The sequence below is a fragment of the Kiloniella laminariae genome (assembly GCF_027214005.1).
Classification (GTDB): domain Bacteria; phylum Pseudomonadota; class Alphaproteobacteria; order Kiloniellales; family Kiloniellaceae; genus Kiloniella; species Kiloniella laminariae_A.
Window position 1 is genome coordinate 206,818 of record NZ_JAPWGY010000003.1, and the last position, 15,221, is coordinate 222,038.

General features: G+C 52.5%; 14 protein-coding genes. 1 reads left to right on the forward strand and 13 read right to left on the reverse strand.

Annotation, left to right across the window (positions count from 1 at the left end):
- Positions 1–30: 30 nt before the first annotated feature.
- From O4H49_RS10005 to O4H49_RS10055, 11 genes are all read right to left on the reverse strand, one after another.
- Positions 31–519 carry a cupin domain-containing protein gene (locus O4H49_RS10005; RefSeq protein ID WP_269423294.1) on the reverse strand — a complete coding sequence of 163 codons (489 nt, stop codon included), beginning with the start codon at positions 517–519 and terminating at the stop codon, positions 31–33.
- A gap of 60 nt (positions 520–579) precedes the next feature.
- On the reverse strand, positions 580–981 hold the full coding sequence (locus tag O4H49_RS10010; RefSeq protein WP_269423295.1) for a VOC family protein: 402 nt from the start codon (positions 979–981) through the stop codon (positions 580–582).
- A 79-nt stretch (positions 982–1,060) separates the two neighbouring features.
- Complete coding sequence (locus O4H49_RS10015) at positions 1,061–1,681, reverse strand: cysteine hydrolase family protein (protein WP_269423296.1); 621 nt, start codon at positions 1,679–1,681, stop codon at positions 1,061–1,063.
- Between the two features lie 8 nt (positions 1,682–1,689).
- The gene (locus O4H49_RS10020; protein ID WP_020590364.1) at positions 1,690–2,601 is read right to left on the reverse strand and encodes a LysR family transcriptional regulator; all 912 of its coding nucleotides are present in this window, start codon (positions 2,599–2,601) and stop codon (positions 1,690–1,692) included.
- Positions 2,602–2,821: 220 nt separating this feature from the next.
- Entirely contained in the window at positions 2,822–3,169 is a 348-nt protein-coding gene (locus tag O4H49_RS10025) for a type II toxin-antitoxin system RelE/ParE family toxin (RefSeq protein WP_269423297.1), read from the reverse strand.
- Positions 3,153–3,428, reverse strand: a complete 276-nt coding sequence (locus tag O4H49_RS10030) for a ribbon-helix-helix domain-containing protein (RefSeq protein WP_269423298.1) — start codon at positions 3,426–3,428, stop codon at positions 3,153–3,155. Before O4H49_RS10030 ends, O4H49_RS10025 begins: the two co-directional genes overlap by 17 nt.
- A 157-nt stretch (positions 3,429–3,585) precedes the next feature.
- Entirely contained in the window at positions 3,586–4,617 is a 1,032-nt protein-coding gene (tdh, locus tag O4H49_RS10035) for an L-threonine 3-dehydrogenase (protein WP_269423299.1), read from the reverse strand.
- A gap of 98 nt (positions 4,618–4,715) precedes the next feature.
- Positions 4,716–5,906: a glycine C-acetyltransferase gene (locus O4H49_RS10040; protein ID WP_269423300.1), complete on the reverse strand. Its 1,191-nt coding sequence runs from the start codon at positions 5,904–5,906 to the stop codon at positions 4,716–4,718.
- Between the two features lie 421 nt (positions 5,907–6,327).
- Positions 6,328–7,284: a transcriptional regulator FtrA gene (gene ftrA, locus O4H49_RS10045; RefSeq protein WP_269423301.1), complete on the reverse strand. Its 957-nt coding sequence runs from the start codon at positions 7,282–7,284 to the stop codon at positions 6,328–6,330.
- A gap of 508 nt (positions 7,285–7,792) precedes the next feature.
- Positions 7,793–8,386 carry a helix-turn-helix domain-containing protein gene (locus O4H49_RS10050; RefSeq protein WP_269423302.1) on the reverse strand — a complete coding sequence of 198 codons (594 nt, stop codon included), beginning with the start codon at positions 8,384–8,386 and terminating at the stop codon, positions 7,793–7,795.
- Positions 8,387–8,607: 221 nt separating this feature from the next.
- On the reverse strand, positions 8,608–13,434 hold the full coding sequence (locus O4H49_RS10055; protein ID WP_269423303.1) for an NAD-glutamate dehydrogenase: 4,827 nt from the start codon (positions 13,432–13,434) through the stop codon (positions 8,608–8,610).
- A 699-nt stretch (positions 13,435–14,133) separates the two neighbouring features.
- Between O4H49_RS10055 and O4H49_RS10060 the strand changes: the two genes are divergently transcribed.
- The gene (locus O4H49_RS10060) at positions 14,134–14,499 is read left to right on the forward strand and encodes a hypothetical protein (RefSeq protein ID WP_269423304.1); all 366 of its coding nucleotides are present in this window, start codon (positions 14,134–14,136) and stop codon (positions 14,497–14,499) included.
- Here O4H49_RS10060 and O4H49_RS10065 read toward each other — a convergent pair.
- Together O4H49_RS10065 and O4H49_RS10070 are read right to left on the reverse strand one after the other, a co-directional pair.
- Positions 14,472–14,858, reverse strand: coding sequence for a hypothetical protein (locus tag O4H49_RS10065; RefSeq protein ID WP_269423305.1), 387 nt, complete (start codon positions 14,856–14,858; stop codon positions 14,472–14,474). The genes O4H49_RS10060 and O4H49_RS10065 overlap by 28 nt on opposite strands.
- Positions 14,855–15,061 carry a DUF2842 domain-containing protein gene (locus tag O4H49_RS10070; RefSeq protein ID WP_269423306.1) on the reverse strand — a complete coding sequence of 69 codons (207 nt, stop codon included), beginning with the start codon at positions 15,059–15,061 and terminating at the stop codon, positions 14,855–14,857. Before O4H49_RS10070 ends, O4H49_RS10065 begins: the two co-directional genes overlap by 4 nt.
- Between the last annotated feature and the right edge of the window lie 160 nt (positions 15,062–15,221).

Below are 15,221 nucleotides of genomic sequence, written 5' to 3' on the forward strand. Positions count from 1 at the left end.
TGATCAAGTTCGACAAGCTCGAAAAGCTTCTCAGCTCTTTTTCCCTGCCAAACCGCCAGGCGTGACGATGTGTTCGTGGTTGACCAGATCCCAGGGTTTGCCGTTGCTGCGATAGATGCGTTTGCCAAGTTTGGGATAATCGGCACTGTCGTGAGCAAGGCGTTGGCCAACAACGATACACTTGAGCGGCTCTGGCCCGTCATTGATCATCGTATGGGCCAGACCACCCGCGCGATAGCCAATAAAATCACCCGGCCCGATACTGTGTTCTTCCTCGCCGATAATCACCTTGCCTGTACCGGAAAGCACATAGCTGCATTCGTCTTCGTTGTAATGCACATGATATTCGGTGGATTCACAGCCCGGTGGTACCTCTATGATATGAAAACCCAGCCCGGTCAGGCCCGTAAGATCACCCAGCGATTTGTTATTTCGCCGGGCATTATCATTGAGAAAGTGGGTTTTCTCGAGACCTTCCATCGCTTCGATTTCGGCTTTGCTTATCACATATTTATCCATGATCTCTCCCAGCTCTGCATATCAAGAGTAATTCTGTCTGACCTGCGCACTCTTGCTGAATCATTTCAGATCGTCACGACAAACAATATGAACCTTGTTGCCATCGGGATCGCGCAGATAGGCCCCGTAGTACCTCTCGCCGTACTGAGGCCGGGGTCCAGCGGCACCTTCATCACTTCCACCACTTTCCAGTCCCGCTTTCCAGGCAAGATCTACACAGGCGGGGTCTGGCGCCAGAAAGGCGACCATTACACCGTTACCAGCCAGGGCCGATTGGCGGTCAAAAGGTTGATAGACATAAAATCGTGGCAAAACCTGATCTGGAGAAACCCAGCAAAGCGCCTTTGGTCCCCCATCATCCGTCACCTTCCGGCGGCGCAGGCCCAGGGGGATCAAAATCGCATCATAAAAATTTCCGGCCCGCTCCAGATCATTGCTGCCAACTGTCACATGACTAAACATTCCGTTTCCCCCTTCATCTATACTGCACGCAGTGTCTTTTGAACCCGGACCCTATGAAGGCTCATTAATACATATTAGATCAGTCGCCTATCGCTATCACATCCTTACTGCTCACTACCTGGCAGTATTCGCCGTCAAGATTGGCAAGGGAGAGATTATGCACCTCTTCGGCGCTGCGCAGCACCCCGGAAAAATCAGGGCGGGCAAAGGTAAAACAGGTATCGGCCAGCAGCAGGGTGTCATAGCCCAGATTACCTGCCATACGCACCGTGGCCTCGACCGAATTGTTGGTGATCACCCCCATAACAAGCAATCGTCTGATGCCCTGGTCGCGCAGGATCTGGTCAAGATCGGTACCGATAAAGGCAGAGTTAACCCGCTTGCCCAGAACCAGCTCGCCTTCGCACGGAACCACTTCAGGCTTGAAAGCGTGGCCGGGAGTCCCCGGACAATAGGTTGAAGCGGCTTCGCTGCTGTCATGGCGGATATGAATCACCCGCAGGCTCCGCCTGCGCCAATCGGCCAGCACTGCCGCCATGACCTGCTCGGCCTGTGGATTGTTCCGAGGTCCAAATTCTGCCCAGCGCGGGTCATCAATCGCCTGTTGCACATCCACCACCAGCAAGGCACTTTCACGACCAAAAGGAAGGTTGAGGCCCTTACGATTCTTTCCGGCATCTGAATCCGGTGTAACTGGCATTTCTGATTTTACCCTGCACGCTCGAAATTGTTTTCCGGCAGATGAAACTTTTCTGCCATAAAGTCGACAAAGGCCCGGACTTTGGGCGAAAGATGCCGCCCCGGCGGATAGATCGCATAGATAGCGCTGTCCGGCACATGATAATCCACCAAAATCTCCCGCAGACGCCCCTCACGGATTGCCCGGCCCACCAGCCAGAGCGGCAGCAAAGCCACCCCGACATCACGCATGATCAGATCCATTATCACTTCGGGATTGTTGGCTTCAATCGCGCCGCCTACATGCACCGTTTCTTCCCCTTCCTGGCTGGTAAAGCGCCAGTCATTTCGAAAAGCCCGTGAGGTATAGATCAGGCAGTGGTGATGTTCCAGTTCACGCGGACTGTGGGGCACTCCATGTTTTTCCAGATAGCCCGGCGAGGCACAGACTACCCGGCGGTTGGCTGCCAGTTTCTTGGCGATGAGACTGGAATCTTCCAGATCACCAATACGCACCGCCAGATCATACCCCTCGCTGAGCAGGTCAACAAAACGGTCCTGCAGATTCAGCTCCAGCTTGATTTCAGGATAGAGCTCCATAAATTCGGGGATCAAGGCCGCAATCCACAAACGGCCAAAGGCCACAGGGACATTGAGCTTCAAAGTCCCGCGCGGTGCAGCATGCAGGTTGGCCACCGCATTTTCCGCTTCTTCCACATCTGCCAGAATCTGGCAGCAGCGATCATAGAAACCGCGCCCGACTTCGGTCAGGCTCAGATGGCGGGTCGTGCGGTTGAACAGCCGCGCCCCCAAGCGGTCTTCCAGCCGCCCGACCTGCTTGCTGACTGCCGAAGGAGTCAGGCCCGAGGCCCGCGCCGCCGCTGAAAAGCTGCCTTCCTTGACCACCTTGACAAAGATACCCATCGCCGAAAGGTTATCCATCTGCTTCCCCTGTCGCCCGGCTCCGCTTCAGGAGCCCTTATTTATGCCGATCAGGAATTAATAGCAGAGTTTGCTCAACAAGACACCCATCTTGCGACTTAAATATAAGGGATTTTGTCGCAGAGCTGACAGCTATTTGCGTAAGTAAGGCGAGTAATCGTGTCCATAAACTATCTCATCCAAGAATATACTGGTACACGAACAGGGGCAATAAAACGGTTTATCGGCTCAGCAACCTTCTCAGCATATGTCTTACATGATCCTGTCCGCCAAAGAAGATGGCAAGAATACGGACCGTTTCGCTTGATGGATTCAGTTCGAACCAGACAATTGCCTGATCCAGGGTGACATGCCGCAGGCCCGGCAGGATTTCATCGTGCAAGGTTCCCCGGTAAGGCGCATTTGCAAGGCTCTCCGCTGATATCCTGATTTCTTCGATACGTTCAGCAGCCTGATCAAAGGCAGTTTCAATAGCGGCACCAAAAGCGCGGTAACTTTCGAAGAGATGATCGAAGATCAAATCAAAATCCTGTTCGGCATCAGCCGAAAACTCAACCTTCCAGACCATGCACCCGACGCTTTTTTGTTAGCCTGGCTGAAAGACGCTGTTTCATTTCGTTCCCGGAAATAAAATCTCCCTCACGTCGCTGGGCAATCAAAAGCCGCAAGGCTTCAGCTTCCAGAACTTCGGCTTCGGTTTTTTGCCGCAGCAAATCAAGCCCCTGTTGCACCACGGAACTCAGACTGGCGTAACGTCCTTCCCTTACCAGTGAACGGGCAAAGGCTGCCTGCTGATCAGTCAGAGATATCGATGATTTGACGGTCATCCGGGTTTTCTTCCTTGTTGTTCCTGGCTACACGCATGCATGCCTCGATGGTACGACCTAGTCGCACCAAAATCAAGATCATGACACCTCGCAGCAAGTTTCCAGTATAAAGAAAGAGAAAAACAGCCCCTCCAAACAAATTCGCCCTGCCGGGGTCTTATTTGACGCCCCAGTCGAGGATAACCTTGCCAGAGTTGCCAGAGCGCATGATCTGGAACCCCTCTTCAAAATCATCGATGTCAAAGTGGTGAGTGATCATCGGAGTCAGGTCGAGCCCGCCCTGAATCAGGGCCGCCATCTTGTACCAGGTTTCATACATTTCCCGGCCATAGATGCCCTTGATCACCAGTCCCTTGAAGATTACCTGATTCCAGTCAATGCCCATACGGCCTGGCGGAATGCCGAGCATGGCGATACGCCCGCCATGATTCATGGCCGACAGCATGGAGTTGAAGGCTGGTTCACTGCCGGACATTTCCAGCCCGACGTCAAAACCTTCGGTCATGCCAAGATCTTTCATCACCGAGGGGATGGTTGTTTCCGAGACATTGACCGTATGTTTGATTCCCATCTTCCGCGCGAGGTCAAGGCGGTAGGGATTGATGTCAGTGATTACCACGTGGCGGGCGCCGATATGGCGACAGATCGCCGCCGCCATAATGCCGATGGGTCCCGCCCCGGTAACAAGCACATCTTCGCCGACCACATCAAACGAGAGCGCGGTGTGAGCGGCATTGCCAAAGGGATCGAGAATCGCGGCGATATCATCGGTAATCTCGTCCGGCAGAACAAACACGTTGCTCGCCGGAAGCGACAGGTATTCGGCAAATGAGCCGGTACGATTGACCCCGACACCTTCGGTATTGCGACAGAGATGGCGCCGTCCGGCACGGCAGTTACGACAGTGGCCGCAGGTGATGTGACCTTCGCCGGAAACCCGCTGGCCGATCTGCAGGTGGCTGACCTGACTGCCGACCTGTTCAATCGTGCCAACATATTCGTGTCCCGTGGTCATGCCGACCGGAATGGTCGCCTTGGCCCAGTCATCCCAGTTGTAGATATGCACATCGGTGCCACAGATGGAGGATTTCCTGATCCTGATCAACACATCGTTGGGGCCGATTTCCGGGCGGGCTTCTTCGCGCATCCAGATACCGGGCTCGGATTTCAGTTTAGCCAGGGTTTTCATTGCCGTGAGTCCACTTCTGTTTTTCCACCAGAAATCATCCTGCTGCCTACTTCAGCACAGGGATTTGGGCAGCTCTCGTCCCGTAATGCGGGGGGGCCTTAAGAGATAATGCCGAGTTCGCGACCTGCTTCACCAAAGGCAGCAATCGCACGATCCAGTTGCACGCGCGTGTGCGCCGCCGACATCTGTGTGCGAATGCGCGCCTTGCCTTTTGGTACAACCGGGAAGGAGAAGCCGATGACATAAATGCCCCGTTCCAGCAGCTTGTCTGCCAATTCGGTCGCCAGCGCTGCATCCCCGATCATCACCGGTATGATCGGATGTTCGCCGGACAGCAGATCAAAACCGAGCGCCGCCATTCCAGCGCGGAAATAGTTGCTGTTTTCCACCAGTTGCGCGCGCAGGCCTTTGCCGTTTTCCACCAGATCCAGAACCGCCAGCGAGGTTGCGGTGATCACCGGAGCCAGAGAGTTGGAAAAGAGATAGGGTCGCGAGCGCTGACGCAACCAGTCAATAACTTCACGCTTGGCCGAGGTATATCCGCCGGAAGCCCCCCCCAGGGCCTTGCCCAAGGTGCCCGTAATGATATCTACCCGGTCACGCACACCGCAATGATCCGGTGTGCCTGCACCGTTTGGCCCCATAAAGCCGACGGCATGGCTGTCATCAACCATAACCAGCGCATCGTATTTGTCCGCCAGATCACAGATCGCGGTCAGATTGGCGATATAGCCATCCATGGAAAAGACACCATCCGTAACGATCAGACGGAAACGCTGGTCCTGAGATTCCTGCAGACAGCGCTCCAGCTCTGCCATATCCGAATTGGCATAGCGATAACGCTTGGCTTTGCAAAGACGTACCCCATCAATGATACTGGCATGGTTGAGGGCGTCGCTGATGACCGCATCGCCTTCGCCCAACAGGGTTTCAAACAACCCGGCATTGGCATCGAAGCAGGAGGAATAGAGGATCGTATCTTCCTGACCAAGGAAACCGGACAGGCGGGATTCCAGTTGCTTGTGGATATCCTGCGTGCCGCAGATAAAACGTACCGAGGAAAGTCCAAAACCGTATTCCTCCAGTGCCTTTTGCGCTGCCGTAACCAGGGCCGGATCATTCGAAAGACCAAGGTAGTTGTTGGCGCAGAAGTTCAGCACCTCGCCACGCCCCGCCACATCAATTGCCGGAGATTGCGATGAGGTAATAACCCGCTCGGCCTTGTACAGCCCTGCTGATTTTAACTCCGCCAGTTCACTGGCTAGATGCTTGATGATGGATCGGCTCATTAATCCTGCCTCGGCTCATGTTTAATATGAGAGATACATTATCCAGTATAGTGGATTTGTCAAGTCAGAAGTCTCTCATCTTTGACTTATGACTGCAGTCAGACTGACTTCGCCAGAAACCGGATCGCAAATCTAGCTTTGTGCATTTCGGCTTTCTTGCAATCAAGAAGAGCGATTATACCATACCGGGAGCAAGTTTTGCAGGATTTACGACCCCTTGTCCTCAAGATCCATACTGGCGCTCTTGCTATAGAAAAGGCCGCGCCCTCGAAGACGATCGACAAAAATCGATGATCCCCACACCGCTTTGCCCGGCTGGCTTGTCCAGCTTGAATACCGGGAACATCCCGTCTATTTCGATCACTACGATTTTTAAGCAAACAGCCAACCTGAAGCCAATCGCCTGTTTCAGGCTGGAAGCTCAAACCAGCTGGTAGTTCTGACGATAACGGGTCGGACTGATTCCCATCTGGTCACGGAAATGATGTCGCAAGGTATCTGCCAGTCCAAAACCACAGTGATCGGCAATTTCCTCCACAGACATACGGGTTTCTTCCAGACAGGTGCAAGCAAGGGCCAGCCGCTCCTGAATCATCCAGCGCGCTGGCGGAAGACCTGTGGCTTCCTTGAATCGACGGATAAAGGTCCGAAGGCTCATATGTGCCCGCCTGGCAAGGTCCTCAACCCGAATTTGTTGCTTCAGATGTTTACGCACCCACTGCAAAAGTTCCTGCATTGCCTTTTCGTGTCGAACCTGCGGCCGATCAATAAACTGGGCCTGCCCCCCATCACGTTGAGCCGGAAGCACCAGACGCTTGGCTACCTTGTTCACGATCGCTGCCCCATGATCCTTGCGGATAATATTAAGGCAAAGATCCAGTCCTGCAGCAGAGCCGGCCGAGGTCATGATTCGCCCGCTATCAATAAAGAGAACATTGGGATCAACCTTCAGGTCCGGGTACATTTTTGACAGAATATCAGCATGGCGCCAATGAGTTGTAACCTGCTGATTCCCGAGGATTCCGGCTGCAGCCAAAACGAAAACACCCGAGCAGACCGAGACAATGCGCGCCCCGCGATAATAGGCAGCCCAGATTGCCTCAAGCAAAGCTTCCGGGGGCCGTTCATACACAGAACGCCAGCCCGGAATCACGATGGTATCAGCCTCTTTCAAAATTTCCAGCCCGTGATCTGCCACGACCTGTAACCCGCCCACAGCCTTACAGGGGCCGCTGTCTGCAGAGCAACTGACAAAGCGATACCAGTTATCAAATTCCGGTCGCGGCAGGCCAAAGGCCTCAACAACCTGGCCATATTCGAAAGTGCAAAGACCGTCATAAATAACTGCTGCAACAAGATGATCTTTTTTAAACGACATGTCGGACACTCCCTGAATATTTTGTCATTATATACATGAATATATGTATTTATGCCAAATAACAAGCATAAAAGCCCTATGGTTTTGCAGTTTTTCAATTTTTATTTCGGAGAAGGAATGATGTTCAGTGGCAAATATAAATGCATACTTAACAAGGCCCCCCACAGGAGCCTTCTCTTAGCGCGCTGACGAGACAGAAAAGGCGATTTCACCAGATAACAAACGCTGGAAAATTAGGGGCTGAACCCTTGAAACGATTTATATTCAGGCCTGAATACTTAAAGATCCTGATCAAAATGCCGCCGCAAGTTCATTCCGGAGCACAAAACAGCCCTATCAACTGCGCCCAGCAAAAAAGGCAGGTGCCAGAGACACCCGCCTTTATCCACTAAAACCCCAGAAAATCAGACCTCTGATAAGACCAGGTGACATCATACATCTGCACAAAAGGACAGACCGTTCTTTACGCAGCAGGCGACATAGCCGCTCTAGGCAAAAATTGATCTTCTTACTGCACGCCCTGCAAGCGCTCGACCACCAGCAGGGCCAGAGCCTCGCAATCGCCGGGATTGATCAGCGCATGATCGCAATCTGCCGGGTAACGAGCCGTTCCACCCGTTATCACAGAATCGCGCGCCCCTGCAGATTCAACCGTAATGGAGCCAGCTAGGACGGTAAGATGTTCGCGGGTGCCCCGGGCATGTGGGGCTGACCGCAAGACCCCGCCGGGCTCAAAGCGCAGCTCATACCATTCACAAACCGCCGCATTTTCCACAGGCGACAGGATGCGCATGACACAGGAACCATCCGGACTGGTCATGGTTGGCGTCAGATTTCCCGGCACCAGCTCGATCCGCACAACATCGGGCTCCGGCCCTCGCGGTGTTCCCTCAAGCAGTTCATGGATATCCATGCCAAAACTCTGGGTCAGATTCCACAGGGTAGCAAAGGTCGGATTGGCTTGACCGCGCTCGATTTGTGAGAGCATGGATTTCGACACACCGGAAAGAGCAGCCAGTTGATCCAGCGTCAGGCTCTTTTCCTTGCGCAGGTCTCGGATCCTGTCGCCGATCTGGGGAACACTTTTACGTTTTGTCGGCATCCTGGTTCGACTTCCTGCTTTTTTGATCTATTTTCCAACATAATGGATTTTTTACACCTGAGCCAGTCCCGAAACGACAGAAAGCCCTCCAGAAACCTTATTGCCAGAGCAGTAAATAGAGAATCTCACGAAAAGATAAGGCCACAGCGCTTCCTCAAGAAACGCTGTGGCCTTACTATTTTTAGCAACAGCCTGTTGGTTTTCGCCTTGCTTCTGGCTTTCTAGGCCGAAACCATGTTCTTCAGCTGGCGATTGGCAACCGCCAGCATGGCATAGTCCGGTTTCCCGGCCGCATTGAGTTCTGCAAGTATTTGCTCGGTCCGGTTCACCAGAGGTTTCTTGGACTCGGCCCATTCCTTGATCGCGGCCTCAACCCGATCCACCTTGCCAGCTGCCTCCAGTACCCGGGCGGTCAATTCACCCTGATGGCCGAAGAGATCATCGACAATCGCGGTAACCGCCAGCTTGTCCCAGGCCGACTCACTCGGCAGGCGTCCCGCAGCCCCGCGCAACCAGTCAAAACCATAGCGCTCGCCAATAGAGAAGTAGGTGCTGCCAACCTTGTCCACCGGCATTTTCAACCGCTGGGCCAGACGGACAATGTCACAGGCAGGAGTCAGCAAACGCAAGCCGGCGATCTGCTTGGCAATATCTGCCGGCACACCCTGTTTGACATAGTTCTTGATCTGGCTGGCCAGAAGGCTGGCGTTGTCTTTCGACACCAGCTTTTCCAGCTGTTTGGCAATGACCTCGACTTCCGAGGCATAGGAGGCAATTTCCTGATTGATGTCCAGCGGATGAGTACCGTTCCTCAGGAACCAGACCGTGCCCTGTTCAATCAAACGACCGCATTCCGCCAGCAGGCTGGATTGCAGGGAAGCAGGAGCCTTGTTATCAAGATCCTCGATCATGTCGAACAGCTGGCGCATACCAAAAACCTCACGGGCAATGGTATAGGCCCGGGCGATATCGCAGGATGCCAGCCCGGTTTTTTCCTTCACCTCATAGACAAAGGTAATACCGACGCGGTTGACCATGTCGTTGGTAATGACGGTGGCGATGATCTCGCGGCGCAGACGGTGCAGACCGATCTGCTTCGCATACTTTTTCCGCAGTGCCGTCGGGAAGTAATCCACCAGCGGCCCCTCCATATAGGGATCATCGGGCAGATTGGAAGAAAGCAACTCGTCATACAGCGCGATCTTGCTATAGGACATCAATGTTGCCAGTTCCGGGCGCTCAAAGCCCGTCCCCTGTTTCATCCGTTCAAGCACCATTTCATCATCCGGCAGGAACTCGATCGCCCGATTCAGCAGTCCCTGTTTTTCCAGAGAGCGCATATAGCGGGCAATACGGTCCAGCAGACGACCACCAATATTGGCGGTTACCGAAATCGCCTGACTCTGCAGATAGTTATCACGCAATACCAGCTCGCCGACCTCATCGGTCATGCTTTCCAATAGCTTGTCACGCTGTTTGCGGGTGATGTCACCTTCTGCCTCGACAGCACCGAGCAGAATCTTGATGTTGACCTCATGGTCTGAACAGTCCACCCCGGCCGAGTTATCAAGGAAGTCTGTGTTGATCAGACCGCCATTCTGGGCAAATTCAACACGGGCAGGATGGGTCATCCCCAGGTTGGCACCCTCGCCAACCACCTTGCAACGCAGCTGTTTGGCATTGATCCGCAGGGCATCGTTGGCACGATCACCGGCATCGGCATGGCTTTCGCCACTTTGCTTGATATAAGTACCGATACCGCCGAACCAGAGAAGCTCGGCTTTGGATTTCAGCATGGCCCGCATCAGATCCATCGGTGCCAGCTCATCCTCACTGATCTCGAACAGAGATTTCATTTCCTTGCTGATCTTGATCGACTTGGCACTGCGCTCGAATACACCGCCACCCTGAGAGATCAGCTTGGCATCATAATCCGTCCAGGCGGAACGGGGCAGATTGAACAGGCGCTGACGCTCGGCAAAACTTTTCGCCACATCAGGTTCGGGATCGACAAAGATGTGCATGTGGTTGAAAGCACCGACCAGCTTGATCTGGGTCGAGAGCAACATACCGTTGCCAAAGACATCTCCCGACATATCTCCGACACCAACAACGCTGAAAGGCTCTTTCTGGATATCCTTGCCCAGCTCGCGAAAGTGCCGTTTGACCGATTCCCATGCGCCTTTGGCCGTAATGCCCATTTTTTTGTGGTCATAGCCAGCCGAGCCGCCCGAGGCAAAGGCATCATCAAGCCAGAATCCATAGTCGACAGAAACACTGTTGGCGATGTCAGAGAACGTCGCGGTTCCCTTGTCAGCTGCAACAACCAGATAGGGATCGTCACTGTCCCGACGCACCACATCAACCGGCGGCACGACCTCACCCGCAACCAAGTTGTCGGTTATATCGAGCAGACCCCGGATAAAGGTTTTGTAGCAGCCGATACCTGATTCAAGGAAAGCCTCTCGCCCGGCACTGGCAGGCGGTGGATTCTTGACTACAAATCCCCCTTTGGAACCAACCGGAACAATAACCGAGTTCTTGACCTGTTGCGCCTTGACCAGCCCGAGAACCTCTGTCCGGAAATCCTCGCGGCGATCAGACCAGCGCAGCCCTCCACGAGCGACAGAACCAAAGCGCAGATGGATACCCTCGACTTCCGGGCTATAGACAAATATCTCGCGGAAGGGGTTAGGCAGCGGCAGATCAATGATCTTGCGTGAATCAAGCTTGAAGGAAAGATAGGACTTATATTTCCCATCTTCAGATTTTTGCAGGAAGTTGGTCCGGAGAGTACAGTCAATCACATTCCGGAAACGCCGGATAATGCGATCCTCGTCAAGATTGCTGACATTGTCGAGCAGACCATTGATCTCCTGATTGATCGCTGTCGCCTTGCCTTCATCCCCCTTACCGGCAAAGCGGACAAGGAACAGATCAACCAGCAGCCGGGTCAAATCGGGATTCTGTGCCAGTGTCTGTTCCATGTAGGACTGGGAGAAAGGTATCCGGGCCTGGAGCAGGTACTTGCAATAGGCACGGAGGATTGTCACTTCACGCACCTTCAATGCGGCAAGCAATACCAGACGGTTAAAGCCGTCGTTCTCCATCCGGCCATGCCAGACCGCCGCAAAGGCTTCGTGAAAACCTTCCCTGACAGAGCTGACAGAAACTTCGAGTTCTCCGGCCAGGACCATGTTGAAATCATGCATCCATACGGATTCACCTGTTGCTTTCGAATGAAAGTTATAGGGAATTTCGCTAAGAACCTTCAGCCCCATGTTTTCCAGCATCGGCAGGACATCGGAAAGCGGAACCGGATTGTCTTTGAGATAGATCTTGAAACGGATCTGGTCTGGATCTGCCCCAAGGGGACGATAGAGATTCATCGCCAGACCATCCCCGGCAAGAGCTTCTTCAGCCCGGGAAAGATCAAAAACGGCATCGTTCTCGTTGAAATGCTCTTGGTAGTTAACAGGGAAAGAAGCACCAAAACGGCGCATTGCCCGTATGCCCTGCTCTTCGCCCCGCGCCTCAACCAGCGCCTCTTCAAGACGATCTGCCCAGGAACGGCCAGCCTCGGCAACCTGTTGTTCCAGTTCCTGCACATCAACAACCGGCACCTGTCCCCGGGTTGTCTTGATAATAAAGTGGACCCTGGCCAGGGCTGTATCAGAAAGATGAGTAAAAAAGGCGCTGATCTGCCCGTCGTAGGCCTGGCAGAGAATATCCGACACCTTGCGGCGCAGAGCCGTATCAAAACGATCGCGCGGAATGTAGGTCAGGCAGGAAATAAAACGCTCGAAGGGATCCTTGCGCACAAAAATCGCGATGCGGCGGCGCTCCTGCAGATGCAGAATCCCCAAGGAAGTACTGAACAGCTCGTCTTCTGAAATCTGGAACAGTTCGTCTCGGGGAAAGGTCTCGAGAATATGACTCAATGCCTTGCTGTCATGGCTGGCTGATTTGAATCCGGAACGATCCAACACCTTCTTGACCTTGTGGCGCAGCAAAGGAATATCACTTGGAGAACGGGCATAAGCTGTAGAAGTGAAGAGACCGGCAAAGAGAATCTCGCCGATGACCTTGCCATTTTTGTCAAACTGCTTGACCGCCACAGTATCAAGATGAACCGAACGATGTACCGTAGAGCGACGATTGGCTTTGGTAATCCGGATCAAAACCGGTTGCGTCATAAAAGAACGCACTTCAGCAGGCAAACTTCCGAAATCGCGCAGACCATCAAAAACGTGCACATTGATATCACGCAGAACACCCAGGGAATTGGGGGCCACTTTCAGCGTCGCCTCCGTCCCCGTTCCATCGAATTGATATTCGCGATACCCGAGGAAGGTAAAGTTATCCTGTTTCAACCAGTCCAGAAAAGCGATCGACTCGCTGATTTCGCCTTTGGAAACAGCAGGCGGGGATTTTTGCATTTCATCCGTAACCACCTGCAGCTTTTCCACCATGGTTTGCCAGTCTTCAACCGCAGCTTTCACATCGGCAAAAACATCGGCAAGTTCATGTGCAATCTGGCTGTGGCTTTCCAGAACCTGCTCACTGATCTCAATATGCATCACAGATTCAGTGAGTTGTCCGGCGCCGCCTCCATTACCATTGACGGCTATGAGCTTGCCCTTGCCATCACGAAGGCAGCTGATCACCGGGTGGATAACCAGATGCACCTCGACTTCGAGCCTTTCAAGGGCCGCCGTAACGGAATCGACCAGAAACGGCATGTCATCATTAATGACTTCAATAACGGTATGGGATGATTTCCAGCCGTGCTCTTCGGGACGGGGATTATAAACCCTGATTTTAGGCTCTCCGGGGCTGCGTTGCTGCAACTGTCCCCAAAGAGCCAGAGATGAACCAAAAAGATTGTCGGCGGTTTCTCCGCGCAAATCATCTGGAGGAACGTTGTCATAGAAGGTTCGCACGAACTGTTCAATCATTGGTGCTTTATCAGCATTCAGTTTCTTGTGCACCAGTTCCGCTACTTTTTCGATACGCTCAGATATACTGTTGATGCCAGTAATGGCCATTGCTCTTCCCTCGGACCGCTGTCGCTTTGTTATTAGGTTTTTTTGCTCTATTCGACGCCTTTGCCCCTGATCCGACCCAAGGGACGAAAGACCCTCACAAGTTAACCTATTTAGGAAGCAATGTGAGTAAAAAATGTGCCGTAATCAGGATATTTCTCCTACCCCTTAAGAAACGATGAATTTAAATGGCAAACCACATCCCTTTACCGAAATAACAATATTATTTTCGCGTAAAAAGATCATTTTTTCTTATGACTCCTGATCTGCTCGCCTCGTCTGGCCCTGTCAAGACAGACAGCGGTGGTCCTTGCACCCTTGTCCGCAAACAGCAGAATCGAAAGAACATCAGTCGGGTTGGATCAGAAGAGTTTCCACATCAGGATAAAGAATTTGTTCATATTTAAGACACAGAGCCGGCACAATTGCTGAGTAATTTTTACGAGCTGTTCAGATTTTCCCAGCGCTGGTTCGCTTCATTTTGATTGAACGCGACGGAAGTAAACCCCGCAAAACTGACCAGGCGACGAGAAACTGTGAAGAACTTGCACCCGTCAAACAAAAGAGATAATTCTATGTGCATGAGTCAGATCCTAAACCTAACAGCTGTGCGAATGCCTGCAGATACCCGAATGACCAACGGCACTTGTATGCCGAGCCGTTCGCCTGCCTGTTATCCTGTTTGCATCACGAGATCTGACCATGCCATCCTCCCATTTCGCCTGCCCGGCAGATAAAACCGCACTACTGGCTCTTGCCCATATAGAATTTTCTTTGGGAGACCAGTCGCTTGATTTTGTCATCGACATCCTGCAGAAGCGCGGGTATGGCCCCTGTAAGTTTACAGGGCCTCTGCCTGCCACTGATAAGAACGAACTCTTATCCCGGCAGAAAAAAAGCATCAACCTGATGCTGCAAACAGATATCGATCCTCATTGGATCGTTCCTTTTGGCCGCTGGTTGATGAGAAAAGCCTTACTTAAGCAGCTTAAACTCGAACTCGTTGATTCTGAGGGAGAGATTCTGGCAGCAGTTCAACTCTACTGCACAGGCAACAACAGCTTCTGAAGCTGAGGGTCTTTCAGTATTTTGGGACACTGGTTGTCTAACATCGCCAGATAGAGAAAGAAATTCCCGGTTTCAGCCTTGAAAGCCGCCTGATCTTCCGGTCGAAGTCCCTGGCGACGAACCAGACGGCTGAAGGGTTCCTTCAGACTCTCAGGTGTCTTCGCCAGTACCGCATCGGTTGCGCAGTCGCAATGATGCTTCATCTTTGCCGCTTCGACAGCACCGATACGCTTGCCCAGCTCCGCGAGACAAAAGCTAAAGGTTTCATCCCGGTTTAGCTCTCCTGCAGCCAAAACAACTGTGTTTCCCGTCAAAAACAGGCCACCAGCAAACAGCATGATTTTCAGCCAGAGCTTCATTGTCCGGATTCCTCTCTTTTACGCTTCATCCAGAACATAAGTTTCGCAATTGGATAAATCCAGACTAGTCCAACAAAAGGATAATAGAGAAGATGCACATACCAGTAATCCGGCAACCAGTCAGTCCCGATCGTGACCACGAGGCTGACATAGGCCAGTAAAAACAGAAATGTCAGGAAATACAGGGTTAAAGATCTGGCCAACGGACAAGCATCCTCAAACGATCAAAAGAACAAAGCACAATATATTACCGCTGAGTGATAGCCGAAAGAAGAAGCAAAAAACAGCTCAATCTCTCTCCTCTCGCATAAGCATCATTCAGTCAATCAGGGGAACAGTCCATTTCACAGGGATATTTTTTGG

Bases quoted from the DNA above. Each gene is read 5' to 3' on its own strand.
- O4H49_RS10005 (WP_269423294.1), bottom strand. From the start codon at position 519: ATGGATAAATATGTGATAAGCAAAGCCGAAATCGAAGCGATGGAAGGT.
- O4H49_RS10010 (WP_269423295.1), bottom strand. From the start codon at position 981: ATGTTTAGTCATGTGACAGTTGGCAGCAATGATCTGGAGCGGGCCGGA.
- O4H49_RS10015 (WP_269423296.1), bottom strand. From the start codon at position 1,681: ATGCCAGTTACACCGGATTCAGATGCCGGAAAGAATCGTAAGGGCCTC.
- O4H49_RS10020 (WP_020590364.1), bottom strand. From the start codon at position 2,601: ATGGATAACCTTTCGGCGATGGGTATCTTTGTCAAGGTGGTCAAGGAA.
- O4H49_RS10025 (WP_269423297.1), bottom strand. From the start codon at position 3,169: ATGGTCTGGAAGGTTGAGTTTTCGGCTGATGCCGAACAGGATTTTGAT.
- O4H49_RS10030 (WP_269423298.1), bottom strand. From the start codon at position 3,428: ATGACCGTCAAATCATCGATATCTCTGACTGATCAGCAGGCAGCCTTT.
- tdh (WP_269423299.1), bottom strand. From the start codon at position 4,617: ATGAAAACCCTGGCTAAACTGAAATCCGAGCCCGGTATCTGGATGCGC.
- O4H49_RS10040 (WP_269423300.1), bottom strand. From the start codon at position 5,906: ATGAGCCGATCCATCATCAAGCATCTAGCCAGTGAACTGGCGGAGTTA.
- ftrA (WP_269423301.1), bottom strand. From the start codon at position 7,284: ATGTCGTTTAAAAAAGATCATCTTGTTGCAGCAGTTATTTATGACGGT.
- O4H49_RS10050 (WP_269423302.1), bottom strand. From the start codon at position 8,386: ATGCCGACAAAACGTAAAAGTGTTCCCCAGATCGGCGACAGGATCCGA.
- O4H49_RS10055 (WP_269423303.1), bottom strand. From the start codon at position 13,434: ATGGCCATTACTGGCATCAACAGTATATCTGAGCGTATCGAAAAAGTA.
- O4H49_RS10060 (WP_269423304.1), top strand. From the start codon at position 14,134: ATGCCATCCTCCCATTTCGCCTGCCCGGCAGATAAAACCGCACTACTG.
- O4H49_RS10065 (WP_269423305.1), bottom strand. From the start codon at position 14,858: ATGAAGCTCTGGCTGAAAATCATGCTGTTTGCTGGTGGCCTGTTTTTG.